Raw genomic sequence first — 24,126 nt, 5'->3', positions numbered from 1 at the left:
GGAGTCCCCACGCCCGGCGCCGGGCGGACCGGCGCCCACCGGGCTGCCCGCCGGCGACGGGCTGATGTTCCCCACGGTGGCCCGGCTGGAACTCGACGACCTGCTCAGCCAACTCGTCGACCGCGCCCAGGACGTCCTCGCCACCCAGGGCCGGCTGCGCGGCCTGCTGCAGGCGAACCGGGTCATCGCCACCGACCTGCGGCTGCCCGTCCTGCTCCGGCACATCGTCGAGGCCGCAACGGATCTGCTGGGTGCCCGCTACGGCGCACTCGGCGTCGTCGCCCCCGACCGCACCCTCGAGGAGTTCGTCCACGTCGGCATGACCGACGCGGACGTGGAGCGGATCGGCCAGCTACCCACCGGCCACGGCCTGCTCGGCATCCTGATCGACGACCCTCGGCCACGCCGCGCCGACGACATCGCCCATGACCCGGCTTCCCAGGGCTTCCCGGCCGGGCATCCGCCGATGCGGACCTTCCTCGGTGTCCCGATCACGGTGCGGGGCGAGGTGTTCGGCAATCTCTACCTCACCGACAAACGCGACGGCGTCCCCTTCACCGCGGAGGACGAGGAGCTCGCCCTGGCCCTGGCCGCCAACGCCGGGGTGGCCATCGAGAACGCGCGGCTCTACCACGAGTCGCAGCAGCGACACCTGTGGATGACCGCCTCGGCGGAGATCAGCCGCCAGGTGATGGTCGGCGCCGACAACGCGCTCGCCACCCTCGTGCACCGGGTGCAGGAGGTCGCCGACGCCCCCTTCGTCGCCCTCGCGCTGCACACCACGAACCAGGGCACTGCGGACGGAGGCGACCCGAGCAAGGGTGCCGGGAACGCCGAACGCGGGGGAAGGGGAAACGGGGGCGAGTACGCGCGCGTCGCCGTCGCCGTCACGGGGCGTGACGGTACCGGCTCGGCCGCGGGGACCGACAGCACCGCCGCACCGGACGGCCCGGCCCACGCCGGTCTGGGCACCGATGCCGGCCGCGCCGGCCGCCTGATCCCCCTCGCGCACACTCTGACCGGCCGGGTGATCGCCGAGCAGCAGGGTCTTCGCGTCGACGACGCGGAGCTCGACGCGCTCCCCGACGAGCGCGCGGCACGCACTGGGCCGCTCATGGTCGTCCCGCTCGTCGCCGGCGGCGACCAGTGCGGCGGAGCGCTGCTCATCGGCCGCGACCGCGGCGCCCGCGCCTTCACCGACGGCGACCTCGACATGGCGACAAGCTTCGCCGGCCACATCGCCGTCGCCCTCGAGCTCGCCCGGGCCCGAGCCGACCAGGAGCACCTGCGGGTCCTCGCCGACCGCGGCCGGATCGCCCGTGACCTGCACGACCACGTCATCCAGCGGATGTTCGCCGTCGCGCTCGGCATGCAGGATCTCGCCCAGTACGAGAACCCCTCCAACGCCGACCGGCTCAACGGCTACGTCGAGGACATCGACGCGACCATCAAGGACATCCGTCGTTCCATCTTCGAGCTGCGCGGGCAGGGCCCCACCAAGCGCGGCCGTCTCCGCACCGCCCTCGACAAGATCGCGGAGGACGTTCGGCCGGCCCTCGGGTTCGCCCCCGCGATCTCCCTGACCGGTCCCCTCGACACCGTCGCGGACGACCAGCTCACCGACCATCTGCTCGCCGTCACCCGCGAGGCCCTCACGAACACCGCCCGCCACGCCCACGCGACCAGCGTCGAGGTGCGGCTGGCCGTGGACGGGGACATGGTCACCCTGGACGCCGTCGACAACGGGGTCGGCATCGGTGACACCACCCGCCGCAGCGGCCTGGACAACCTGCGCGCCCGCGCCGAGAGCCTCGGCGGCACCTTCACCGCCACGGTGCCGCCCGCGGGCGGCACCCACCTCCGCTGGACCGCCCCTCTCTGACCCCGTCGGCACGCGCCGCCCGATGGCCCGGGCACGGCGCGCTGAACCGCCGGCCCGGCGAGACCGCGGCAACGAGTTCCTTCTCTCCTCCGCCAGGAGGTCGCCATGCCCGAGCGCGGTCCGGCGGACCAGCGACGGGTACAGGACGAGGCAGGGACGAGGCAGAGAGGACGAGGACATTGGCGACTCGGAACAGTGCGGCGGGCCGCCCGGAGCCCGCCGAGGCGGCCGGCACGGCCCCGGCCCACGCACCATCCGGCACAGGACCCACCCAGGCGCGGGTGGCGGACGTGCGCGCGGGAGAGATCATGACAACCGGCGTCATGGTGGTGGCACCGGACGACGACGTGATCCTCGCCTGGGAGGTCATGGCCCAGGCCGGCGTACACCACCTGCCGGTCGTCGAGGGATCCAGGCTGGTCGGCATGCTGGACGACCGGCGCCTGGTCTCCGAGTCGGTCGCCGGCCCGCTCGGCCCGCGGCTTCGCACCGTCAGCGAACTCCTCGACCGCGAACCACCCCAGGTCCACGCCGACCAGACCGTCCGCTCCGTCGCCGACTTCATGGCGTCCCGGCACATCGACGCCGTCTGCGTCCTGGACGAATCCGACAACCTCGCCGGAATACTCACGACGGCCGATCTGGTCGACGCGCTGGCCGGCCGCCGCCACCCACGGCGGCCCGGCACGGAGGCGGCGCTGCCCAACCCGATGCTCTTCCGCCTCGTGCCCGTGTTCTCGGCGGCGTCACCGTGCCCGCCTGAGCACGGCGTGGGGTGACCATCCCGAGCAGCGGGCACACCGAAAGCACACGTATGAGCACCACTCGTGACCGTCGGCGTCCGATGTGGCGGGGGAGGCACCATCCACCCCACTGATCGGCAGAGGACGCGGCGGCTGCCCCCACCAGGCAGAGGCGGTGAACATGACCGACATACGCAGCACGATCACCAGGCAACCGGTCACCGTGGACAGCGGCACCTCGATCCGCGACGCGGCCCGCGAGATGGAGCGCCAGGGGGTGGGAGCACTCCTCGTCGTGGAGGACGACAACAACCTGGTCGGGATCGTCACCGATCGCGACATCGTCCTACGCGGTGTCGCGCGCGGTGTCTCCCCTGACGGCCGGATCGACGCGCTCATGACGACCGAGGTGATCACGATTCCCGCCGGCGTCGACGTCGAGCGCGCCTACCGGGTGTTCCGCGACCATGCGTTCCGCCGGCTCCCGGTGATGGAGGGCCGCCGGGTCGTCGGTCTCGTCTCCGTCGACGACCTGCTCATCCGTAACGAACGCCAGGTCGCGGACCTCGTCCACCCGCTGGCCGACGAGGTGCTCACGCCGCGCCACGAGGCCGGTCCGCCGGAGCCCACATCCACGGCGCCGCCGGCCGAGCCCGCCACGCCAGCGGCTGCCGCGCCAGCGGCTGCCGCGCCAGCGGCTGCCGCGCGCGCCTCCGCCGCCGCCGGCGTCGAGACGGAACCCAGCGCGGTGCCCGAGCTTCCGCCGCGGCGCAGGCAGATGCGCGCCGCTCCCGGCGACACGCTGGTCGTGCACCGCGGTGCCACCCGGCAACCGGACCGGACCGGGGAGATCTTCGAGGTCCGCTCGCCCGCGGGCGACCCGCCGTTCGCGGTGCGCTGGTCCGACACCGGTCACGTCAGCTTCATCTATCCCGGACCGGACGCGGAGATACGCCACCACGGCGAGCCCGCCCCCAGCGGCGCCCGATAAAAATCCGCGGCCCGTCAACGGAGCGAATGGGCGGCCTGCCCGCGGGCCAAAGGTCCGGTCGGGCCACCGACCTTCGCCGGTTCGGATGCACCCGTCTCTGCCGCACGCTGGGACCAGCCCCATCGGGCCCACCCGATCGGGCGGTCGACAGATGCAGGAGGCCACCGTGAGCACCGAAAGCACCCGGACGATCCTCGTTGGAATCGATGGCTCCGCGGGATCGGAGGCCGCGTTGCGCTGGGCCCTGGAGACGGCGCGAATCGAGCACCGGCCCGTCACCGCCCTGCTGGGCTGGACGGCCGACGGCCTGCCGCGGCCGGTCTACCAGGCCGCGGCCACCGCCGACTACAAGGGGCTCGCAGCCGCCGCCACCGAGATGCTCGACCGGACGATCGAGCGGGTGCCGATGCCCGACCTGCCGATCGAGCTGCGCAGGCTCGTCGTCGACCAGGACCCGGTGGACGCGCTCGTCGCCGAGGCGAAGAACGCCTCGCTGACCGTGATCGGGGCCCGGAGCCCGGGCCTGGCCCACCGCATCCTGGCCGGTTCCGTCGCCCAGCGGTTCCTACACCACTGCTCCGGACCGGTGGTCGTCGTCCGCGGCACCGCCACCGACGACCTGCCCGACCAGCGGCCGATCGTGGTCGGGGTGGACGGCTCGGCCCCCTCGCAGGCCGCGGTTCGCTGGGCCGAGGCCAATGCTGCCGAGCGCGGCGTCCCGCTGCACATCGTGCACGGCTACCACAGCAACATCACCACGTTGGGCGTGCCCCTGGACGACTTCTACCCCTCGCTCCGCGCCGGCGCCGAGCAGCTCCTCACCGACATCGCGACGGCCGACATCGACGACGAGTCCGATGTCGAGGTCAGCCTGCAGGCGGTCGACGACACCCCGACCCGCGCCCTGCTGAACGCCTCGGCCCACGCGCAGCTCGTCGTGGTCGGCACACGCGGACGCGGTGGCTTCGCCGAACTGGTGCTCGGCTCCACCGCCCACCAGTGCGTGCTGCACGCCGCCTGCCCCGTGGCCGTCATCCACGGCTGAGCGGCCGGGAGGCCGCCCGCCGGCTCGTCGCCGCGGGGCCCAACGAGCTGTCGCGGCGTGGGGGCCGCACCTGGCCGGGTGAGATCGGCCGCCAGCTCCTCCACCCGCTGGCCCTCCTGCTGTGGCTGGCGGCACTGCTGTCGCCGGTGTCCGGCGGTACTGTGCTCGCCGCGGCGATCGTCGCGGTGGTGCTGCTCAACGCCGCGGTCGCCTTCGTCCAGGAACGGCACGCCGAACGCGCGGTGGAGGCGCTGGCCGCCTACATGCCGCCCCATGCGACGGCGGTCCGGGACGGCGAGGCGCGTGACATCGACGTACGCGAGATCGTCCCCGGCGATCTGATCCTGATCGGTGAGGGCGATCGGATTCCGGCCGACACGCGGCTGCTGAGCGGCTACAACGACGCGCCCGCCCTGCGCCGTGCCGACATCGGGGTGGCGATGGGACGCTCGGGCACGGACGTGGCCCGGGAGGCGTCCACGATGGTGCTCACGGACGACAACTTCGCCACGATCGTCGGCGCCGTCCGGGCCGGCCGCCAGGTTTACGACAACGTTCGGAAATTTATTGTCTATATCTTTGCCCATGCCGTTCCGGAGGTCGTCCCGTTCCTGGTCTTCGCGCTGTCCGGCGGTGCTGTGCCGCTGCCGCTGACCGTCCTGCAGATCCTCATGATCGACCTGGGCACCGAGACGCTGCCGGCGCTGGCGCTGGGGCGGGAGCCGCCGAGCCGGGGCTGATGGACCGCCCGCCGAGGCCGCGGAGCGAGGGCGTGATCCGGCCGGTGATGCTGCTGCGCGCCGTCGGGCTGTTCACCAACAGGCTGCTCCCGCTGCCGGCCATCGTCTGGGGCACCGACGAGCTCTGGCGCGCGTGGCGCCGCCGGGCGCGCACGGCAGGCGGAGCGGCCCACCCGGACGGGACCTCAGTCGGTCGTCCGGCACGGGCCGGAAGGGCATCTTGGTGACATGAGTCTCCTCGGGGGCAGGCGCTCCTCCCGGTCACCACGGACAGACATGATCCCCGCCGCCCAGGCCACCCCGCCCGGGCCGGCGGCCAGCCCGCGCCCACCGATCGGACCGGCCGCACGCTCGTGCTGCTGCCCGAGCGCGCCTGTCGCACAGGTGGTGGTGCCGGCCCAGGACGGGCGGCCGGAGCAGGAGATCCTCCTCTGCGCGCATCATCTCCGCGCGTCGTCGGAGCGGCTACGGGCCCTCGGCACGTCGGTCTACGACCGCGCCGGGATGCCGCTCAACGATCCGGGCTCGTACTTCTCGCCCGTTCACTGACCCGCCGGACCGCCCGACGACGGGTCCGTCGGGCTCCGCGGCTGGGCGGAACGGCGCACGATGACGACCGGGCTGTCCGCGTAGGAGACGCACTGCGAACCGGTGGAGCCGAGCAGGAGCCCGTCGAAACCACCCCGGCCCCGTGCTCCCAGCACGAGCAGCTGTGCCCGCGCGGCCTCGTCGATCAGCGCACGACTCACCCCGCTGCTGATCAGCACGGGTTCCACGCCCGTGCCCGCGCGGGCACGGGCGAGATACGGGCGCACGGCCTCGTCGAGCACGCCGCGGGCGGCGCGGTGAAGCGCGTCGGCACCGGGCGGAGGGCCGTCGGCCGACGTCGGGGGCGGGGTCCACACGTGGACGACCCGCAGCCGGGCCGCCCGCAGCTCCGCCTCGCGCACCGCCCAGTCGAGCGCGTCGAGGGAGGCCGGCGAACCGTCCACGCCGACGACGACCGGTCCGCCCTCCCACCTGGCGGCGGAGCCTCGGACCACGACCACCGGGACCTCCGCGCCGTGCGCGCAGGCGAGACTGACCGACCCGGTCAGCATCGGCGCGGTCCGACCGGTTCCGTGGGCGCCGAGGACAAACATGTCCGCGCCCGCCGACTCCGCCAGCAGCATCCGCACCGCGGGCCCGAAGACGGTCCGGCCGACGATGCGGGCCGCCGGCTCGTCCCCGCGCACCCGTCCCAGGACGTCGTTGACGATCCACTGCGCCGTCCACCGCGGGTGCTCGGGGGAGGTCGCCGGCGGCGGCCGCGACCCGTCCGAGGCCGGGCCGGCCGCGGCCCAGGCCAGGACCGCGCGCACCCCCGTCTGCCGCAGGCCGGCCTCGCGCACGGCCCAACGCAGGGCCTGTTCGGCCTCCGGTGATCCGTCGAGCCCGACCACGATCTCGCCCTTTGTCATGTGCCACCTCCCTCAGGCGGGCGGCCTCACCCCGGCGCGGCCGCCCGCCACCGCGACGGCCGGCCGGGGACGCGGCGCTCAGGCCGCGAGGTCGATCACCAGACGGGCCGGATCCGACAGTTCGAGCACCCGGAAGCCGACCCTGTCGTCGACGCCGAGGCCGAAGTGGACGTAGCCCTCGTAGTCACCGGTCAGCCGGTACTGGACGAGCGCGGGCAGCCCACCACCGGTCCGCGGGGTGGTCAGCGTCGACGTCCCGGCGTCGTCGTGGGCCGCCGCGGGGAACAGCACCAGTTCGAGGAACGCCTGTCCGCGCAGCGGGACCACCGCACCCTCTCCCGGCGATCGCACATCGGCCACGTACCGCACGTCGTAGCCGGGAACGCGATCCCGGAACTCGATCACCAGCCGGTCGAACTCCAGCCCGCCGGCGACGTTGTGCGCGCCGCGCACCGCGACGACCGTCGCCGTGCCGGGCAGCGCATGCTCGACGCGGCGCGGCTCACTCGACCACGCGGGTTCGCCCGGGGTCGTGGGCAGGCGGGACGGCGTCGCCGGCGTCGGCGCCGGGCCGCCGCGGGGCGACCCGGTGGGCCTGGCTGCGACGCTCGCCGACGGTGTGCCGGCGGTCGTGGTCACCGGTGGTGCCGAGGCGGTTCGCCCGGCGGTGCCCCCGTCGTCCGCTCCGCCGCAGCCTGCCAGCCCGAGCGCCAGCACACCGGCCGCCAGCGCCAGTGTCCCGACCCGTCGACGGCCCATCCCACGTCGTGCCGGCGGGCTCTGCGTCAGTCGGTTCATGGCTACGACCTCCCGGTCGGCGGCCGCCAGGACAGCCGGCGGGCCTGACCGGCCATCCGGTGGCGCCGGCAGGTGTGACGGCGGCGCGGCGCGGCGCCGACGCCGAGATGTGACCAGTGGTGATCCTGCCCGCGGTGCCCGGCCCGGCGGCCGTGGCCGGTCAGCCGGACCCGACCGCCCCGCAGGCTGACCCAGCCGCCGGGACCCATCTGGACGTTGGCGTGCGGCGCCGGCTGCCGGCGCGCCAGCTGCCACGCGACGGCCACGGCGCCGACGGCGATCTCACCGACGACCGCCACCGCCGTCAGGTCGACGGGTGAGCGCCGTACCGCCACGGGAAGCGGCTCCGTGGCCGCGCCCCCGGCAGGGGGCGGGCCGGCCGCCTCGACTGCCAGCTCGGCGGGCCGCGTGGGAATCCGCCTGGCCGTGACCTTCGGAACCTCGAAACGAACGGCAGTCATGATCGTTACCTCCTTCGTCGGCGCAGCCCCCGGGGGTGGTGCACCCGGTCCGCTCCGGCCGGACGATCACCACCGGGCAGGGAGCGTGGATCACGGCGTCCCGGCCGGGCGCCCGCAGCGGCCGAGGGCTGAACATCGAGGCATCCCTGCCTCCGACGACCAGGATCTGCGCATCCCGTGCGAGCCTGAGCAGACTCGCGGCCGGCACGCCGTCGACGGCGAGTGGGAGCAGCGTGACCTCGGCGCAGGCCCGCCGGCTCTCGGCGGCGCAGTAGTCCAGGATCTCCTCGGTGATCCGGCCGTCGCGGCTGGCCCGCCAGCTCCCCGGGAAACTGCCGGGGACCCGCGGCCAGTGCGGGCGGACGTTCGCCATCACCAACGGCACCCCCCGCAGGCACGCGTCCCGCGTCGCCCAGCGAACCGCTGCCAGCGAGGGAGCGGAACCGTCCACCCCGACCAGCACCGGCAGTCGGTCCCGGGAGGCCACGGCGACGGCGGAACCGGCGTCCGGAGCCATCCGCTCCAGCGGGGCGGCGAACACACGGCCGGTCGAACCGGGAGTGGCGTCGTGATGGGTGATCACCACCGGGACCCGGGCCTCTCGGACACACACCTCGGCCAGCGAACCGGTGGCCGCCCGGCGGTGACGGCTCGCCGCCGACGCCCCCACGACCAGCATCCGTGCCGCGGTGGATTCCCTGACCAGGGCGCGCGCGGGAAGATCCCGCACGGTCGACTCCGTCACCCTGACCCGGTCGCCCGCGGCAAGGCCGTCGACGGCCTCCACGACGGCCCGGTGGAGCATGGCCGCGGCGGCCGCCTCGAGATCCGCGGGTGTGGACGGCACCCCCACGGGACCGAGGGCCGCCGGAAGGCCACCCCCGGACCAGGCCAGGACCGCCCGCACCCCGATGCGGCGCAGACGGGCCTCCGTCAGCGCCCAGCGCAGGGCGGACACCGACGTGGCCGAAGCATCCACACCGACGACGATCTCGGTCATCTCAGCCCTCCCCACCGGCCTCCGGAAAATCCGTACACAACACGTCTTCCCCTTCACGCCCAGCAGATCCGGCCTTTCCGTACTGCACCGGACATGACCAAGGACTCCTGGCGGGGAACGGACGTCCCTGGACCACCACGGCCGACCGACCCGCCAGCCGACCCGCCGGCCGGGCCGCTCGGGGCACCCGGGACGATGCGGACATGCGGATCGTGAGTGAGCCAGTGCTCGTGGACCTGCTCGCCGCTCGGCTGGCGGACCGACCGGACCGACCGCCACTGATCGTCGCGGCGGGCAACTTCGCCGCTCCGACCGTCGCGGTGGGCGCGCTCGACCGCGCGCTGCCCGCGTACCGTCTATTCGTCCTCAACGCCCAGCACGGCGTCCCGGAACGGCCCGGTGTAACGCCGGTGACGCCGTTCGTCGGCCCCGGGATGCGGGGACACCGCGCGCTGGAGTACCTGCCCTGCCGGCTGAGCATGGTCCCCCGGCTGTTCACCAGCGCGCACCGCCCCGACGCCGTCATCCTGCACACCAGCCGGCCAGTTGACGGGAAGGTGTCGATGGGCACCGAGGTCAACATCCTGCCGGCCGCCGTCGAGGCCGTCCGGAGCTCCGGTGGTCTGGTCATCGCCCAGACCAACTCCCGGATGCCCTACACCTTCGGTGACGGTGAGCTCTCCTGCGACGAGGTGGACCTCGCCCTGGAGGTCGACATACCGCTGGCCAGCCCCGTCTTCAGGCAGACGAGCGACATCCACCGCGAGATCGGCGCCCGGGTCGCCGCGCTGGTGCCCGACGGCGCGACCCTGCAGCTGGGCATCGGCGCCGTCCCCGACGCCACTCTCGCGGCGCTCACCGGGCGACGACGCCTGCGGGTGTGGACGGAGATGTTCTCCGACGGCGTGCTGGCGCTCGACCGCTCTGGTGCCCTGGCCGCGGACGCTGAGCTGGTCACCAGCTTCGTGTTCGGCTCAGGCGAGCTGTACACCTGGCTCGACCGCAACTCCCGGGTCCGGCTGCTGCGCACCGAGACCGTCAACGACCCCGGGACCATCGCCCGCCAGCCCCGGATGACGTCGATCAACACCGCGCTGCAGATCGACCTGCACGCCCAGGCCAACGCCTCGTTCGTACGCGGGCGCGTGTGGTCGGGCTTCGGCGGGCAGCCCGACTTCGTCACCGGAGCACTGCACGCCACCGGCGGACGAGCGATCATCGCCCTGCCCAGCTGGCACAGCAAGACCGGCCGGTCGACGGTCGTCCGGGCGCTGGCCGAGCCGACCACAAGTTTCCAGCACAGCCACGTCATCAGCGAGCACGGCACCGCGCAGCTGTGGGGCAGCGCGCAGGAGCAGCAGGCCCGCGACCTCATCGAGCACGTCGCGCACCCGGCGGCTCGCCCCGGCCTGCGGGAAGCCGGGGCGGAAGGGCACATGGACGGAAGGGATGCCGGGCGGGCGGAAGGATCGGAGCTGCCGGCCTGATCCCCCCGCTCGCATCGCTTCCCCGGGCCCGCGATCACCGCTGGCCTCCGAGGTCAGCCCCGCCCTGACGCCATCCCGGTCCGGGCCGCGTCGAGGAGGATGCGGCGCTCCGCGGCGGCGATCGACCACGCCGCGGCACCCACCGCGTCTGGATCGACCGAGACCGAGGTGATGCCGAGCTCGACGAGCCGCTCGGCGTAGTCGGGCCTGGTCGAGGGAGCCTGCCCGCACAGCGACGAGGTGAGACCGTTCTCCCGGCATGCCGTGATGATGCGGGCGATGGTGTCGAGCACCGCCGGGTCCGCCTCGTCGAACAGCTCGGCGCAGGTCTCGGAGTCCCGGTCGACACCGAGCACGAGCTGGGTCAGGTCGTTGGAGCCGATCGAGACCCCGTCGATCCCGAGCCGGGCGTAGGCGGGGATCCAGTAGGCGGCCGAGGGCACCTCGGCCATCACCCAGCGGAGCATGTCCCGATGGTCACCGAGCGGACTGGCGTCCACCGCCCTCAGGCAGGCCTCGAGCTCCCAGCCGGTCCGCACGAACGGAATCATCAGGTGCAGGTTCGGCGTGCGTTCCCGCACGACGGCCAGCACCTCCAGCTCGGCGTCGAACACGGCGGGATCACGGACGTAGCGGAAGCAGCCCCGGTAGCCGATCATCGGGTTCGCCTCGACCGGTTCGAAACGGTCGCCACCGGTAAGCCCGCGGAACTCGTTGGTGCGGAAGTCCGTCGCCCGGTAGATCACCGGCCGGGGCGCGAACGCGCGGGTGATCCGCTCGACGGAGGCGGCCATCCGTTCCACGAACTCCGCGCGGCCGCCCTGCTCCAGCAGATGGCGGGGATGCGTCCCACAAAGCGCGTCGACCAGGAGGAGCTCCGCCCGCAGCAGGCCCACGCCCGCGACAGGCAGTGCCGCGACCTGCTCCACGTGGTCGGCGACGGCAAGATTCACATAGAGCCTGGTGGCGGTCGGCTCGACAGCCACCGGAACCACCGGGTTCGGCGCCTGGCCCGCCGGGACGACGGGCGTGACCTCGATCGCGACCGTGGGTGACGGGATGGTCTTCACCATGGCTCGCCCCGGGTTGGCCAGCACTCGCGGGGTCTCCCATATGTCCGCATCCTTCTCGACCACCCCGCGGCTGCCGTCGACGACGACCGTGTCGCCGGTGCGCAGCGTGGATGTCGCGCTGCTCGTCCCGACCACGCAGGGCACGCCCAGCTCGCGGGCGACGATCGCGGCATGGCAGGTCACCCCGCCGCTGTCGGTGACCACCGCGGCGGCGCGGCGGATGACGGGCACCCAGTCCGGGGAGGTCATCGCGGCGACCAGGACCTCCCCGGTCACGAACGCCGCGCCATCGCCGGGTGAGGTGAGAACGCGGACCCGGCCGGCCGCCCGTCCCGGCGCGCCCCCGAGGCCGGTGAGCAGCACGGTGTCGGAGGGCTCGCTCCTGCCCGTCATCTCGGACGGGCCGGTCCTCTCGGACGACTCGATTCTCGTGGGCCGGGGTGCGGTCGTGACCGGTGCCGCCCCGCCGGTCGTGACGGGGCGGGACTGCACGAGATGTGTCCGGTGCCCCTCGATCACCCATTCGACGTCCTGCGGCTCGCCGTAGTGCGCCTCGACGCGCAGAGCCAGCCGCGCCAGGTCCAGTATCTCGTCCTCGGTGAGAATCCGGTGGCGTCCCTCCGTCGGAAGCAGGTTCACGAGCAGGTCGTGGCCGTCGGCGCCACGGATGATCTGATGGGTCTGCGCGCCGGTCCGGACGTCGACCAGCCGCGGGCCGTCCTTGTCCACGACGTAGGTGTCCGGGATGACCTCGCCGCCGACGACGACCTCGCCGAGCCCGAAGGCCGCTTCGATCACGATGCGGGACCTGTCACCGGTCGTCGGGTCGGCCGAGAACATCACGCCCGACCGCTCCGCGTCGACCATCCGCTGGACCACGACCGCGATCTCCGGTTCGGCCACCATGTGGCGGCTGGCCCGGTAGGCGACGGCTCGCGGCCCGTACAGCGAGGCCCAGCATTCACGAACCCGCGCGAGGAGTTCCTTTTCGCCGGAGACGTTGGTGAACGTGCTGTTCATGCCCGCGAAGGACGTGCCGGCCGCGTCCTCGGCCGTCGCCGACGACCGCACCGCCACCGAGCCGCCGCCCAGTTCCCGGTACGCCTCCGAGATCGCGCGGCGCAGCGCCTCCGGGACGGGCGCCGCGACGATGTGCGCCCGCAACTCCCCGGCGACCTGTTCGAGCTGCGCGTGGTCGTCAGGGTCGATGCCCGCGGCACGGGCGGCGATCTCCGAGCGCATCCAGGCCGCGTCGACGACGTCCAGGTACGCGGACACCGTGATCACGAATCCCGGTGGCACGGGCAGCCCGGCGCGGGTCAGCTCTCCGAGGTTCGCGCCCTTGCCCCCGGCCTGGTCGACGTCGTCCGCGCCGATCTCCTTGAACCACGCGATCCACCGACGCTCGCTCACAGCTCGTCCTCCCTGCCGCTCGCTCCGGCCGCACCGACCGGTTGGGCGATCTCCAGGCCCAGCACCCCGGGGACGTCGCGCACGAGTCGCCGCAGCAGCGCGGGATCCGAGGTGTCGACGTCCGAGATCCGGACCCGCCCGTGCAGCACCTCGATCCGCGGCGAACCGCGCACCCCGGCCGCCTCCACCGCACCGCGGACGTCCTCGGCGACCAGCCGGTCCGGGCGGGCGAGCAGCCGGAGCAGATCGCTGCGGCTGATGATGCCGACCAGCGTTCCCGCTTCGTCCAGGATCGGCACACGCGAGATGTGCTCGGCCAGCATGACGCCGACGATGTCCGCGATGTCGGCGTCGACCCCGGCCGTGACGACCGGCGACGACATCACCTCGCCGACAGTGCCCGGTGCGGCCGGCCGCGGACTGCGGTCACGGCGGGCGTGCAGCCTCAAGTCAGGCCGAGCCTCCAGCGCGATGAAATCCGCCTCCGTCACGATGCCGACCAGCTCGCCCTGAGGCGACACCACCGGTGCGGCGCCGACCCCCCGCAGTGCGAGCAGCCGCGCGACGTCCTTCACCGGCACGTCGGGTGTCACGATGCTGAGCTTGCGCGTCATCAGTTCTCCGGCACGCATAACCGCCGCCCTTCCAGAAAGAATCAGCCCGCCCGGCGATGCCGGATGGATCCGCGTTCGGCCCATCCGGCGGCCGCGTTTTCGGGACCACCTCGGGTCCATCTCGCCACGGGACGAAGTACTTCAGATCAGGTAGGGCCGGCCACGGGTGAGAGCCGTGCGCTCCCACCAGCCGCCGAGACCGAAGGAACGACCAGCGCCGAAGGCGGCGAGAAGGCCGAGGACCAGAGCGTAGACGAGGTGGTCGTCCATGAAGGGGTTGTTTTCCGGGGGAAGAACCGCGGTCCACATGAGGACGAGCAGGGTGGCACCCGCGACGGCGGCGGCGCGCATCCCGACGCCGAGGACGAGGGCCGCGCCGATACCGGCCAGACCGATCATGAACAGCCAGTCAGCCCAGGCCGCGCCGGCGATGTCGTGGTAGATCCCGGCGAACGGTCCGGCGGCCGCGTGGGCCAGGAAGCCCTCGGTGGGGCTGCCGCCGTTGACCCAGGACTGGGCCGAGGGGGTCTCGTGGCCCAGGCCGAACAGCTTGTCGAGGAACGCCCACAGGAAGATCCAGCCGAGGCTGACCCGGGTGACCGCGAGCAGGACGTCGACGGCGAGGCTGTGGCGTCCCGGGTGGTGGTGGCGGTTGAGGTCGGCCAGGGGCGAGCGGACCGCGGCAGTGGCCTTCGTACCGGTGGTGACAGGCATCGTGTCCTCCTCGATCGGGATGACCACCAGCATGTCGGGGACCGGACTTCCGTCCGAGTGAGCTACATCCCGCCACCTATGGGCGGATGGTCCCAGTCCGGACGGGACCGCCGGGCACAGGTGGGAGCCCGCCTCCTGCGCGCCCGCCACCTCCGCGGTACGTGACCGTTCGACCCACCCGCATGGACCATCCGTCCCCCCCGGCCCGGGACCTACGTGGCATGAGCAGATCTTGCCGACGGAGAAACATGAGACACGGTCGGTGATGCGCCGGTAAAAACCTTTCCGGCGAGTGGGTCAGAAGGGCTGTCATGACACACATTGTTTCCGGCAGGCCGGACAGCATCGTCGACCTTACGGACCGGGCGCCATCCAGGGCGAACGGACCCACCCTTCTCCATGCTTAACACTCTCCCAAGGGGCCGACGGCAGCACGCCCCACCGCGAGGAATTGAGGACGTCATGCAGGCAGCCGTTGTCACCGATTTCCGCGCACCGCTGCAGATCGTCGACCGGCCCGTTCCCACACCGGGGCCCGGCCAGGTCCTGGTCCGGATCGAGGCCAGCGGCCTGTGCCACACCGACATTCACGCCGCTCACGGCGACTGGCCGGTCAAGCCCACTCCGCCGTTCGTCCCCGGGCATGAAGGAGTGGGAGTCGTCGAAGTCCTCGGTGCCGGGGTGACCGGGCGTGCCGTCGGCGACCGGGTCGCCATCCCCTGGCTGGGCTATGCCTGCGGCCGGTGCCGCTACTGCATCGGCGGCTGGGAGACACTGTGCGAGGGCCAGCACAACAGCGGCTACACGGTGGACGGTGCGTTCGCCGAGTACGCCGTCGCCGACGCGGACTACGCCGTGCCGGTCCCGGCGGGCGTCTCCTCCTTCGACGCCGCGCCGCTGACCTGCGCCGGGGTGACCACCTACAAGGCCATCAAGGTCGCCGGTGTCGTCCCGGCCGAGACCGTCGCGGTGTTCGGCATCGGCGGGTTGGGCCACCTTGCGCTGCAGTACGCCCGCATCGCCGGTGGTTTCGTCGTCGGGGTCGACGTCACGGAGCCGAAGCTGGCCCTGGCCACCGAGCTCGGCGCCGACCACGTGGTGAACGCGCGGTCCACCGACCCGGTCGAGGCCATCCAGAAGCTCGGCGGTGCTGATGTCGCGGTGGCTCTCGCCGCATCCCCGCGGGCGTTCGAGCAGGCGTTCGCCTCGCTGCGTCGCGGCGGACGGCTGGTCTGTGTCGCGCTGCCCGCCGACGGCACGATGTCCATCCCGATCTTCGACCTCGTGCTGAAGGGCATCAGTGTCCGCGGGTCAATCGTCGGCACCCGCAATGACCTCGCCGAGGTCTTCCGGCTGCACGCGGCCGGACGGACGAGGGTGATCGCCGCCCGGCGGAAGCTCGACGACGTCAACGTCTGCATGGACGAGGTTCTGGCCAGCGAGGTCCCGGCCCGGCTGGTGTTCGAGTTCTGACCGCGCGGGCACCCGGGTGTCCCGCCCCATCTCACCCCGAGAGTCAGCAGGGTTCCGAACGGGCACGACACATAGGACAGGGCGGTCGCCATGACCTTCACCGACTCCCGCACAACACACCAGGAGCCCGCGGCCACCGACGGGATCAACCCTGATCATCCTCGGCGCTGGTGGATCCTCGCTGTTCTCGGGGTCGCGCAGCTGATGGTCATCCTCGACACGACGATCGTCAACATCGCGATGCCCTCGGCCCAGCGCGACCTGGGTTTCTCCGACGGTGCGAGGCAGTGGGTCATAACCGCTTACGCGCTGGCGTTCGGCAGCCTGCTGCTGCTCGGCGGGCGCATCGCCGACCTGTTCGGCCGCAGGATGGCCCTGCTGGCCGGGTTGGCAGGCTTCGCCGCGGCCTCCGCCGTCGGCGGGGCGGCCGTCAATTTCGGCATGCTGGTCGCCGCCCGTGCCAGCCAGGGCATGTTCGGCGCGCTGCTGGCGCCCGCCGGCCTGTCCCTGTTGTCGACGACCTTCACCGAAACGCGGGAACGCGCCCAGGCGTTCGGCATCTACGGTGCGATCGCCGGCGCGGGCGGTGCGGTCGGCCTGCTGCTCGGTGGAGTCCTCACCGAATACCTCGACTGGCGCTGGTGCCTGTACGTCAACCTGGTCTTCGCCGCGGTGGCGATGGCCGGTGCGGCCGGCCTGATTCGCCGCCAGAGCGTCGACGGACATCCGGCCCTCGACCTGCCCGGTACTCTTGCTGTCTGCGCCGGCCTGTTCAGCCTGGTCTACGGCTTCGCCAACGCGCAGACCCATTCCTGGTCCGCTCCGGGCACCTGGGCCCTGCTCCTCACCGGAGCCGCACTGCTGGCGCTGTTCGTGGCCCTGGAGACAAAGGTCACGCATCCCCTGCTCCCGATGCGGATCCTGCTCGACCGCAATCGCGCCGGCGCCTACCTGACGGTCTTCGTCGTCGGCGTCGGCGTGTTCGGGATCTTTCTCTTCCTGACCTACTACCTCCAGCAGAACCTCGGATTCTCGCCCATCCGTACCGGGCTGGCGTTCCTCCCGATCGTCGGCGCGGTGATGATCACCGCCACCGTGGCGACCAGTGTCCTGTTCCCCCGGGTCGGTCCACGGCCGCTGATAGGCCTCGGCATGCTCACCGCCGCGGGCGGCATGCTGTGGCTCACCACGCTCGAGGTCCACAGCACCTACCTGGCCGACATCCTGCCCGCCCTCGTCATCGCCGGAGTCGGGCTGGGGCTGGCGATGGCGCCGGCCATGAGCACCGCCACGGCGGGTGTCGAGCCCGACGACGCCGGGGTGGCCTCGGCGACCGTCAACACCGCGCAGCAGATCGGCGGGTCCATCGGCATCGCCGTGCTCAGCACCATCGCCGCCACCGCCGCCAGTGACTACGCCCGCGGCAGGGCACCCGGCGCCGACCTGCTCGCCCGTGCCGCCGTCCACAGCTACACCACCGCCTTCGCCTGGTCGGCAGCGATCTTCGCCGCGGGTGCCGTCCTCTGTGGGCTGCTCGTCCGGCCCGGCGTCCCGGACACCACCGAGGTCACCAGCGCCGGGCTGTGACTTGCCGGCACCGGATCGCCGGGCCGGGCCGGGCCGGCGCCGGTTGTGGTCGCGTCAGGCGGGCGACGGCTGCCGCGCCCGCCTGACGCGACCGAGGAGCGCTGTCCTGCCTACGAGCGGGGCTCGACCGCCATCGCCACCACTGTGGTGGTCCTGTCCGCCGAGTGCGTCTCCAGGGCGAGACCGGGCAGGCCGGCGGCCTGTGCGCACCGGCCGAGCGCGCCGAGAACCTTCGAGTCAGGCGCGTCACCGGGCGCGCCGGGTCCGCCAGGCGCGTCACCGGGCAGACCGGGCACGTCAGGTGCGTCACCGAGCACGTCGGGGCCGCCGGGTGCCGCTTCGCCACCGGCACCCGCTTCCCTGCTGATCACCAGGCCGCCGTACCCGCCCGGACCTCCGCTGACCACCGGACCGGGCACCAGGACGGGGCCGCCTCCGGAACCGGGGGCCGGTGCCGCACCGCTGCCGCTGCCGGCGCCAGCGCCGGGAGCAGGGGCGGCGGGGGCGGAGCCCGGAGGGATCGGCTCGTCCGCCGGCGGCAGGCCCAGCACCTGGGTGGTCCCGGGAGCGGGGAAGGCCACTCCCTCGGCCCGCAGACACTCCGTCACCGTCGCGTTCTGTTCCGCGGTCAACGGCTGGATCGGGGCCGGGCCGCCGCCGATGGTGCCGGGGGCGGGTGCGAACCGCTGGCAGGCGTCCAGCGCCGGAGACTGGTGCGCCGGGTCGAGCGTCACCCGCACCGAGCGTCGGCCGTCCACCGTCGGGTCGGTGTGCACCTGGGCCCCGTTCGCCACGAGGCACCGGGTGAAGGAGTCGTCCGGCGGGAGGGCGGGAGCACCGGACGACGTGCCGGGCTCGGTCGGGTCAGCGGGCTGGGCGGCCATCGCCAGCGCGGTGCCGCTCGCACCGACCGCCAACACGATCGCCGTCCCGATCAGAACGCGTGCGGACCATCGTCGTCTCATGAGCCACCTCCGTGTCATGGCCGCCGCGGATCCGCCGGCCACGACCAGATCTAGTGACCGGGCGATCTGGGTTCCGTAAGTGTCACCCCTTACTCTTTCTTTATGGCCCACCGCCGATGATCGACGTGAGCGGAGAGGCGGTCGCGTGCGGATCCTGGTGGTCGAGGACGAGGCGATGCTGGCCGAGGCCATCGCCGAGGGCCTCCGCCAGCGGGCCATGGCGGTGGACACCTGCGGGGACGGGGCCAGCGCCCTGGAACTGGCCGCGCTCCATCCCTACGACGTGATCGTGCTCGACCGGGATCTACCCGCGGTGCACGGCGACGACGTGTGCCGGGCCGTGGTGGCCGCCGGCGGCGACACCCGGGTCATCATGCTGACCGCCGCCGGGGACATCGCCGACCGGGTCCACGGGTTCGGGGTGGGGGCCGACGACTATCTGACCAAGCCGTTCGCGTTCGCCGAGCTCGTCGCCCGGGTTCAGGCACTGGGTCGACGGGCCCGTGCCGCGGTGCCGCCGGTCCTGACCCGCGCCGGCGTCGAGTTGGACGTGCCGAGGCACCAGGTGTCGCGGGACGGCCGTTTCGTCCCGCTCTCCCGCAAGGAGTTCGCCGTCCTGGAGGTCCTCATGCGGGCCGACGGGTCCGTGGTCAGCGCCGAGGAGCTCCTGGAGAAGGCTTGGGATTCCAACGTCGACCCCTTCACCAACGCCGTGCGGATGGCGGTGATGACGTTGCGCCGCAAGCTGGGGCCGCCCCCGCTGATCGAGACGGTCGCCGGGGTCGGGTACCGCATGAAGGGCTGAGGAGACCCCGGCCGGTCGCGATGTCGGTCAGGATCCGGCTCGCGCTGATGTGCGGTGGCCTGTTTCTCCTCAGCGGCGTGGTGCTGCTGGCCGTCAACTACCTCCTGGTTCGCTCCGCGCTGCCGCCAGCCGCCGCTCCCGCCGCGCATGTCTTCGAGGGAACGGTCACGATGCCCGGACAGTCGGGTCCCGGACTGCCCGGCACCGTCGGGACCGGTTCGGGCCCGGAGACCGGTGTGCTGACCGTGGTCAGGGCCGTCCGCAACTACCGCGGGGGTGTGCTGAACACCCTGCTGGTGCAGTCAGGGGTGGCGATCGGGGCCACGCTGATCCTGGCTTTGCTGCTGGGGTGGGTGGTGGCCGACCGGACGTTGCGCCCGGTGCAGGCGGTGGTCGCGACGGCCCGCCGGCTCGGGGCGGACAATCTTGATGCGCGGATCCGGTTGCGCGGGCCACGCGACGAGCTGACCGAGCTCGCCGACACGTTCGACGAGATGCTCGACCGGCTGGCCGCGTCCTTCGACAGCCAGCGCCGGTTCGTGGCCAACGCTTCGCACGAGCTGCGCACCCCGCTGGCTGCTCAGCGCACCCTCGTCGAGGTCGCGATGGGCCGCCCCGGGGCCGAACCGGCGTTGCGCGAGCTCGGCACCCGCCTGTTGACGATGAACGTGCGCATCGAGGCACTCATCGAAGGGCTGCTGGTGCTGGCGCGCAGCGACCGTGGCCTCGCGGTCCGCCAGGTGGTGTGCCTTGACGAGGTCGTCGAGACGGTCGTCGACACGCACCGGGCGGTCGCCGCCGAGGCCGGGGTGGACCTGCGGTGGGAGCGTACCGGCCACGACCGTTCCGCTCGGCCGCCCGATCTCGTGTGGGGCGACCGGGTGCTGCTGGAGCGGATGGTCTCCAACCTGGTCGACAACGCGATCAAGTACAACCGACGCGGCGGGACGGTATGGGTGCGCGACGGCAGGGATCCGGTGCTGTGGGTCGCCAACACCGGTCCCCCAGTGCCTTCGTCCTCGGCCGTCGACCTTTTCGAACCGTTCAGCCAGGCCGGGCGGGGATCGCGGGGGGCCGAGCCCGGCGCCCAGCCCGGTGCCGGGCTCGGCCTGTCGATTGTCGCCTCGATCGTCCGCGCCCACGGCGGCTCGGTCCGGGCCGTGTCCCGGCCCGAAGGCGGCCTGGAGATGGCCGTCTTCCTACCGACCCGGGAAAGTGCGTGATCCGGACCGCGGGCCTATGGTCCCGGCGAGACCTGGCCGACGAACCGAAAACCGCCTGCCGGACGGCCGATGTCCGTCTCCGCCCGCGATGCGAGATTCGAGGCGGTCGCTTTCGGGCCGGCAACCGATGAAGACAGGCGGTACTGGACGTGGACAGGACAATTCTCGTCGGCGTGGACGGTTCAACAGGTTCGGAAGACGCGCTGCGGTGGGCGTTACGCGAGGCGCGGCTGCGCGCCCGGCCCGTCACCGCGCTGCTGGCGTGGGGCAGCGACGGGCTGCCGCGAGAGGTTTTCCGCCGCGTCGTCCGGGCCGATCACGAGACCCTCGAGACCGCGGCAACCGAGGCGCTCGAGCAGGCCGTCGAGCGCGTCGGCGCGGGCGACGTCGACGTGAGCCGCCTGGTCGTCGAGGCACCGCCGCTGGTCGCGCTGGAGAAGAACTGGACCGGGGCCGAGATGGTCGTGGTCGGGTCGCACGGTCACGGCCCGGTGCACCGGGTGCTGGCGGGCTCGGTCGCGCAGGGCGCGGTCAACCATGCCCGCATCCCCGTCGTCGTCGTCCGGGGCTCGACCGACCGGGCGCCCCGCCCCGACCGGCGACCGGTGGTGGTCGGCGTCGACGGCTCACGGAACTCGGTCGGCGCCCTGCGCTGGGCTGCCCGGGCCGCCGCCCTGCGCCAGGCCCCGCTGCGGGTCGTCCACGCCGTGGGCCGCACCGAGCCGCTGTACCCCGGGCTGGTCATAAGCGGGCAGTCGGATCTGCTGCGACGGGCGCAGACGATGCTGGACGAGACCGTGGCGAAGGGCCTGCACCACGCCAGCGAGGTCGTTGTCGACACGGTCGTCACCGCGGAGGCGCCCACCTCGGCCCTGCTGCGCGAGGCCGCCGACGCGCAGCTCCTGGTGGTCGGCCGCCGCGGCCGGGGCGGCTTCGCCGACCTGCTTCTCGGCTCGGTCAGCCACCAGTCCATCCTGCACGCCGCCTGCCCCGTCGCCGTCGTCCACGACGAGGAGTGAACCAATCCGGGCCCGGCGAGGCGGTGCCGCGCGGATTATCATTCAATCCGCTAGCGTGAGCCGTTCAACCAGCCGGGTGTTCGGAGATCCGAGGATCCAGGGCGAAGGGCGGGGCGTGGCGGAAGACGGCGGGAAACCATCAGGAGAACGACCGGAGGCCGCTTCCCCGTCCGCGGCCATACCTCCCGCGCATGGGTCGCCATCGCCCTCTTCATCGGCGGAGGACTCGCGACCAACTGAGAACCCAGCCCCCGGATCTGGCAGTTCCCCGGCGGACCAGGCGGCGGGGTGGGGGGTGCCCGCACCTGGCGCGAGGCCGACGGGAACTCCACTCCATGTTCCAGTCGCTCCGTGGCCCGCCTACGGCTGGTATCCACCGCCGCCGCAGCCCTCGTCGTCGCCGCGATGGCAGGGCTGGCTGCTGGTCGCCGTCGCGGTCCTGTCCGGTGTCGCCGTCGCGTTGAGTACGGTCGCGGTGGTCCGCGGCGGCACCGACAGCGATGAAGTGGCCCATGACGTCGTCCGCGAGCTAAACGCTCCGTTCACGGATGAAGAGAATTACGGACCGAGCGTGGATCTGTCGGCGGGTGGTGTGGGCGCCGCCAGTCCGGCCGACTGCCCTGAATCCGCTGGCCCGGCGAGTCCGGGAACCGAGGCGGCTCAGCGTTCACCGGACGGGATCGACCCCGTTGTTGCCGCGGGTGACACTGTCGTCGTCCAGTACAAGATACTGGGCTGCGAGCAGCCCACAGCTATCACGCTCACGGTCGAGAATGTGCGTGAACAGCCCACCGCACCAGGCAGTGAATACCCGCCGAAGCCAAAAAATGGCGTCTATCTCGTCGCGGATGTCTCTGCCGAGGTGACCGGAGACTACGTTGCGCCGGACTGGTTCATGTTCTCCGCGGTGGGGCCGGACAACACAATAGCCTGCCCGCTTTTCTCGGAGGCGATGTTCCCCACCGGACCGCTCTCCGCTGGCACCACCGTCACGACAACGCTCGTCTTCGACGTCACCGAGGAGTTTGGCGTCATCCGGTTCGACGACCCCGGCCCCGGCAGCGTTACCTGGCGCTACTGACCTTCCTGGCAACGTCGCGCCGCTTCGCGGCCACCACCTGGCGGAAGACAGCCGAGCGGCGGCCGCTGGCGCTGGTGACCGGGGCCAATCGTGGCCTCGGCCGGGAGATCGCCCGCCAGCTCGCCGCGCGCGGCCACGACGTCCTGGTCGGGTCGCGGGACCCGGCGGCGGGCGAGCGGACCGCCGTCGAGTGTCCTGGTGAGACGACCGGGACAGCCGTGCCTCCGGCAACTCGGGCGGCGGCGCCTCAGGCGCCCTGAGCAGCGACGGCTGTGTCGGATCGGACAGTCGCGCCTTTTGTGGGGGGCTGGTCCGGGGGTAGGCGTACCTCTGACGGAGATGGCCGCACCCGCGCGTGCGACGCCTGCCCGAGATGGGTGCGGAGGGTAGTCCTCTGGATGCGGTGGCGTCGGGAACGCCGTCCACGGGCGCGGCTGGGCCGAGGCCTCGAGAGGACACCAGACGTGACGCACGCCAGCTCGGCCCGCGCCCCGGGCCGTCCCGAAGGTCCGCGCCACCGCAGGAAGCGGCACGGATGGCCCTGGGCGCCGCAGGGACCGTGGGGATGGCTGGCGACGCCCGGCGCACGGACCCTGGGCCAGGCGTTCGATCCGCGGCACAACAACCTCAACGCGCTCAGGCTCGTCCTGGCGGCGACCGTGCTGGTGTCGCACTCCTGGGGGTTCGTCCGGGACGAGGACGACCCGCTCGGGAAGCTGACCGGCGGGCCGGAGGCGGGCGAGGTCGCCGTGGACGGATTCTTCCTGCTCAGCGGCTTCCTGATCACTCGGAGCCGGCAGCGGGCCCGCTCGACCGGACGTTTCCTGTGGCACCGCCTGCTGCGGATCCTGCCCGGCTTCTGGGTCTGCCTCGCCGTGACCGCGGTGATCCTCGGACCGCTGCTGTGGCTACTCGAACGGGACACCCTCGCCGGCTATCCCTGGACGGGCGCCGACTCGGCGCTGACCTACGTCGCAGCCAACGCCCTGCTGCGGATGCACCAGTTCAACATCGGCGACCTCAACGGCGGCGGCGCGCTCGACGGCTCCCTGCACACCCTCTTCTTCGAGGCGCTGTGCTACCTGATGATCGGGATCCTCGGGGCGGTGGGGCTGCTGCGCCGGCGCCGGGCAGCCGTCCTCGGCCTGGCCGTCGCCTGCTGGGTGCTCGCCGCCGCGGACGCCGTCTTCGGCGCGGACCGCCTCGCCGACGCCTACGCGCTCCGCTTCGCCTCGATGTTCCTCGTCGGCGCGGTGATGTTCCTCTACGCCGACCGCATCCCGCTGAACCGGCCGCTGCTCGCCGCGAGCTGCTGCCTGCTCGCCATCGCCCTCGCGGCTCCCGCCGCCTACCTGCCCCTCGCGCCCGCGCCGCTGGCCTACTTCCTGCTGTGGGCGGGCACCGGACGTCGTCTCATGCGGGTCGGGAGCCGGCGGGACCTCTCCTACGGCATCTACGTCTACTCGTGGCCGCTGCAGCTCCTCCTGCTCGAGCTCGGCGTCGGCGACGACAACGTCACCGTCAACATCGTCGCCTCGATCGGCCTCTCCGG

At 72.7% G+C, this 24,126-nt stretch carries 20 protein-coding genes and 4 pseudogenes; 16 read left to right on the top strand and 8 right to left on the bottom strand.

Translation table 11 applies throughout. The features are described from left to right. Window positions 1–64: 64 nt before the first annotated feature. The 7 genes and pseudogenes from FMEAI12_RS31985 (at window position 65) to FMEAI12_RS31955 (ending at window position 5,950) form a co-directional block, all read left to right on the top strand. The gene (locus FMEAI12_RS31985; RefSeq protein WP_112108939.1) at window positions 65–1,882 is read left to right on the top strand and encodes a GAF domain-containing protein; all 1,818 of its coding nucleotides are present in this window, start codon (window positions 65–67) and stop codon (window positions 1,880–1,882) included. Between the two features lie 179 nt (window positions 1,883–2,061). Beyond that, on the top strand, window positions 2,062–2,661 hold the full coding sequence (locus FMEAI12_RS31980; protein WP_146776817.1) for an HPP family protein: 600 nt from the start codon (window positions 2,062–2,064) through the stop codon (window positions 2,659–2,661). A 145-nt stretch (window positions 2,662–2,806) separates the two neighbouring features. Continuing rightward, complete coding sequence (locus tag FMEAI12_RS31975) at window positions 2,807–3,616, top strand: CBS domain-containing protein (RefSeq protein WP_112108938.1); 810 nt, start codon at window positions 2,807–2,809, stop codon at window positions 3,614–3,616. Between the two features lie 166 nt (window positions 3,617–3,782). Then, a complete protein-coding gene (locus tag FMEAI12_RS31970; RefSeq protein ID WP_116430191.1) occupies window positions 3,783–4,661 on the top strand; it encodes a universal stress protein in 879 nt (292 codons plus the stop codon). Continuing rightward, window positions 4,616–4,744: pseudogene (locus FMEAI12_RS40325) on the top strand (hypothetical protein); the annotation flags it as partial. The gene FMEAI12_RS31970 and the pseudogene FMEAI12_RS40325, both read left to right, overlap by 46 nt. A 63-nt stretch (window positions 4,745–4,807) precedes the next feature. Beyond that, window positions 4,808–5,628: pseudogene (locus FMEAI12_RS39560) on the top strand (cation transporting ATPase C-terminal domain-containing protein); the annotation flags it as partial. 49 nt (window positions 5,629–5,677) lie between these two features. Next, window positions 5,678–5,950: a hypothetical protein gene (locus FMEAI12_RS31955; RefSeq protein ID WP_112108929.1), complete on the top strand. Its 273-nt coding sequence runs from the start codon at window positions 5,678–5,680 to the stop codon at window positions 5,948–5,950. Here the strand turns inward: FMEAI12_RS31955 and FMEAI12_RS31950 are convergent. The 4 genes from FMEAI12_RS31950 to FMEAI12_RS31935 form a co-directional block, all read right to left on the bottom strand. Then, window positions 5,944–6,861 carry a universal stress protein gene (locus FMEAI12_RS31950; RefSeq protein ID WP_112108928.1) on the bottom strand — a complete coding sequence of 306 codons (918 nt, stop codon included), beginning with the start codon at window positions 6,859–6,861 and terminating at the stop codon, window positions 5,944–5,946. The two genes, FMEAI12_RS31955 and FMEAI12_RS31950, sit on opposite strands and share 7 nt — an antisense overlap. A gap of 78 nt (window positions 6,862–6,939) precedes the next feature. After that, window positions 6,940–7,659 carry a hypothetical protein gene (locus tag FMEAI12_RS31945; protein ID WP_112108927.1) on the bottom strand — a complete coding sequence of 240 codons (720 nt, stop codon included), beginning with the start codon at window positions 7,657–7,659 and terminating at the stop codon, window positions 6,940–6,942. A gap of 2 nt (window positions 7,660–7,661) precedes the next feature. Then, entirely contained in the window at window positions 7,662–7,994 is a 333-nt protein-coding gene (locus tag FMEAI12_RS31940; protein WP_131626247.1) for a hypothetical protein, read from the bottom strand. Further along, window positions 7,942–9,120, bottom strand: coding sequence for a universal stress protein (locus FMEAI12_RS31935; RefSeq protein WP_112108925.1), 1,179 nt, complete (start codon window positions 9,118–9,120; stop codon window positions 7,942–7,944). The genes FMEAI12_RS31940 and FMEAI12_RS31935 overlap by 53 nt, the downstream gene beginning before the upstream one ends. Before the next feature lie 203 nt (window positions 9,121–9,323). Here FMEAI12_RS31935 and FMEAI12_RS31930 point away from each other — a divergent pair, with 203 nt between their 5' ends. After that, window positions 9,324–10,607 carry an acetyl-CoA hydrolase/transferase family protein gene (locus FMEAI12_RS31930; RefSeq protein ID WP_112108924.1) on the top strand — a complete coding sequence of 428 codons (1,284 nt, stop codon included), beginning with the start codon at window positions 9,324–9,326 and terminating at the stop codon, window positions 10,605–10,607. A 53-nt stretch (window positions 10,608–10,660) separates the two neighbouring features. Here FMEAI12_RS31930 and ppsA read toward each other — a convergent pair whose 3' ends face one another. The 3 genes from ppsA to FMEAI12_RS31915 all read right to left on the bottom strand — a co-directional run bounded on the left by ppsA (window position 10,661) and on the right by FMEAI12_RS31915 (window position 14,454). Continuing rightward, the gene (ppsA, locus tag FMEAI12_RS31925) at window positions 10,661–13,093 is read right to left on the bottom strand and encodes a phosphoenolpyruvate synthase (protein ID WP_112108923.1); all 2,433 of its coding nucleotides are present in this window, start codon (window positions 13,091–13,093) and stop codon (window positions 10,661–10,663) included. Further along, complete coding sequence (locus FMEAI12_RS31920) at window positions 13,090–13,707, bottom strand: CBS domain-containing protein (protein WP_235014912.1); 618 nt, start codon at window positions 13,705–13,707, stop codon at window positions 13,090–13,092. Before FMEAI12_RS31920 ends, ppsA begins: the two co-directional genes overlap by 4 nt. A 141-nt stretch (window positions 13,708–13,848) precedes the next feature. Next, window positions 13,849–14,454 carry a DoxX family protein gene (locus FMEAI12_RS31915; RefSeq protein WP_112108921.1) on the bottom strand — a complete coding sequence of 202 codons (606 nt, stop codon included), beginning with the start codon at window positions 14,452–14,454 and terminating at the stop codon, window positions 13,849–13,851. 429 nt (window positions 14,455–14,883) lie between these two features. Between FMEAI12_RS31915 and FMEAI12_RS31910 the strand changes: the two genes are divergently transcribed. Together FMEAI12_RS31910 and FMEAI12_RS31905 are read left to right on the top strand one after the other, a co-directional pair. Then, a complete protein-coding gene (locus FMEAI12_RS31910) occupies window positions 14,884–15,894 on the top strand; it encodes a zinc-dependent alcohol dehydrogenase (protein WP_112108920.1) in 1,011 nt (336 codons plus the stop codon). 90 nt (window positions 15,895–15,984) lie between these two features. After that, the gene (locus tag FMEAI12_RS31905) at window positions 15,985–17,481 is read left to right on the top strand and encodes an MFS transporter (protein WP_112108919.1); all 1,497 of its coding nucleotides are present in this window, start codon (window positions 15,985–15,987) and stop codon (window positions 17,479–17,481) included. A 110-nt stretch (window positions 17,482–17,591) separates the two neighbouring features. On the opposite strand, the gene FMEAI12_RS31900 is transcribed toward FMEAI12_RS31905, so the two are convergent. After that, window positions 17,592–18,446: a hypothetical protein gene (locus FMEAI12_RS31900; RefSeq protein WP_131626244.1), complete on the bottom strand. Its 855-nt coding sequence runs from the start codon at window positions 18,444–18,446 to the stop codon at window positions 17,592–17,594. Between the two features lie 145 nt (window positions 18,447–18,591). Between FMEAI12_RS31900 and FMEAI12_RS31895 the strand changes: the two genes are divergently transcribed. The 6 genes and pseudogenes from FMEAI12_RS31895 to FMEAI12_RS31870 form a co-directional block, all read left to right on the top strand. Beyond that, the gene (locus FMEAI12_RS31895; RefSeq protein ID WP_112108917.1) at window positions 18,592–19,251 is read left to right on the top strand and encodes a response regulator transcription factor; all 660 of its coding nucleotides are present in this window, start codon (window positions 18,592–18,594) and stop codon (window positions 19,249–19,251) included. A gap of 20 nt (window positions 19,252–19,271) precedes the next feature. Beyond that, window positions 19,272–20,474, top strand: coding sequence for a HAMP domain-containing sensor histidine kinase (locus tag FMEAI12_RS31890; protein ID WP_112108916.1), 1,203 nt, complete (start codon window positions 19,272–19,274; stop codon window positions 20,472–20,474). A gap of 149 nt (window positions 20,475–20,623) precedes the next feature. Beyond that, entirely contained in the window at window positions 20,624–21,493 is an 870-nt protein-coding gene (locus FMEAI12_RS31885) for a universal stress protein (protein WP_112108915.1), read from the top strand. Window positions 21,494–21,953: 460 nt separating this feature from the next. Continuing rightward, entirely contained in the window at window positions 21,954–22,574 is a 621-nt protein-coding gene (locus FMEAI12_RS31880; protein WP_131626243.1) for a hypothetical protein, read from the top strand. 65 nt (window positions 22,575–22,639) lie between these two features. Next, a pseudogene (locus FMEAI12_RS40320) lies at window positions 22,640–22,765 on the top strand (SDR family NAD(P)-dependent oxidoreductase); the annotation flags it as partial. A gap of 207 nt (window positions 22,766–22,972) precedes the next feature. Beyond that, window positions 22,973–24,124 (top strand): annotated as a pseudogene (locus FMEAI12_RS31870) (acyltransferase family protein); the annotation flags it as partial. Window positions 24,125–24,126 lie beyond the last annotated feature (2 nt).

Origin of the sequence: Parafrankia sp. Ea1.12 (assembly GCF_900465275.1) — a bacterium.
Lineage (GTDB): Bacteria > Actinomycetota > Actinomycetes > Frankiales > Frankiaceae > Parafrankia > Parafrankia soli.
Note: the sequence above shows the minus strand (reverse complement) of the source record. Positions and strands in the feature narration are given on the sequence as shown.

Excerpts from the sequence above, each read along its gene's own strand:
- FMEAI12_RS31915 (WP_112108921.1), bottom strand. The coding sequence starts at position 14,454 with ATGCTGGTGGTCATCCCGATCGAGGAGGACACGATGCCTGTCACCACC.
- FMEAI12_RS31905 (WP_112108919.1), top strand. The coding sequence starts at position 15,985 with ATGACCTTCACCGACTCCCGCACAACACACCAGGAGCCCGCGGCCACC.
- FMEAI12_RS31955 (WP_112108929.1), top strand. The coding sequence starts at position 5,678 with ATGATCCCCGCCGCCCAGGCCACCCCGCCCGGGCCGGCGGCCAGCCCG.
- FMEAI12_RS31945 (WP_112108927.1), bottom strand. The coding sequence starts at position 7,659 with ATGAACCGACTGACGCAGAGCCCGCCGGCACGACGTGGGATGGGCCGT.
- FMEAI12_RS31935 (WP_112108925.1), bottom strand. The coding sequence starts at position 9,120 with ATGACCGAGATCGTCGTCGGTGTGGATGCTTCGGCCACGTCGGTGTCC.
- FMEAI12_RS31910 (WP_112108920.1), top strand. The coding sequence starts at position 14,884 with ATGCAGGCAGCCGTTGTCACCGATTTCCGCGCACCGCTGCAGATCGTC.
- FMEAI12_RS31890 (WP_112108916.1), top strand. The coding sequence starts at position 19,272 with ATGTCGGTCAGGATCCGGCTCGCGCTGATGTGCGGTGGCCTGTTTCTC.
- FMEAI12_RS31930 (WP_112108924.1), top strand. The coding sequence starts at position 9,324 with ATGCGGATCGTGAGTGAGCCAGTGCTCGTGGACCTGCTCGCCGCTCGG.
- FMEAI12_RS31975 (WP_112108938.1), top strand. The coding sequence starts at position 2,807 with ATGACCGACATACGCAGCACGATCACCAGGCAACCGGTCACCGTGGAC.
- FMEAI12_RS31900 (WP_131626244.1), bottom strand. The coding sequence starts at position 18,446 with ATGAGACGACGATGGTCCGCACGCGTTCTGATCGGGACGGCGATCGTG.
- FMEAI12_RS31950 (WP_112108928.1), bottom strand. The coding sequence starts at position 6,861 with ATGACAAAGGGCGAGATCGTGGTCGGGCTCGACGGATCACCGGAGGCC.
- FMEAI12_RS31985 (WP_112108939.1), top strand. The coding sequence starts at position 65 with ATGTTCCCCACGGTGGCCCGGCTGGAACTCGACGACCTGCTCAGCCAA.
- FMEAI12_RS31920 (WP_235014912.1), bottom strand. The coding sequence starts at position 13,707 with ATGACGCGCAAGCTCAGCATCGTGACACCCGACGTGCCGGTGAAGGAC.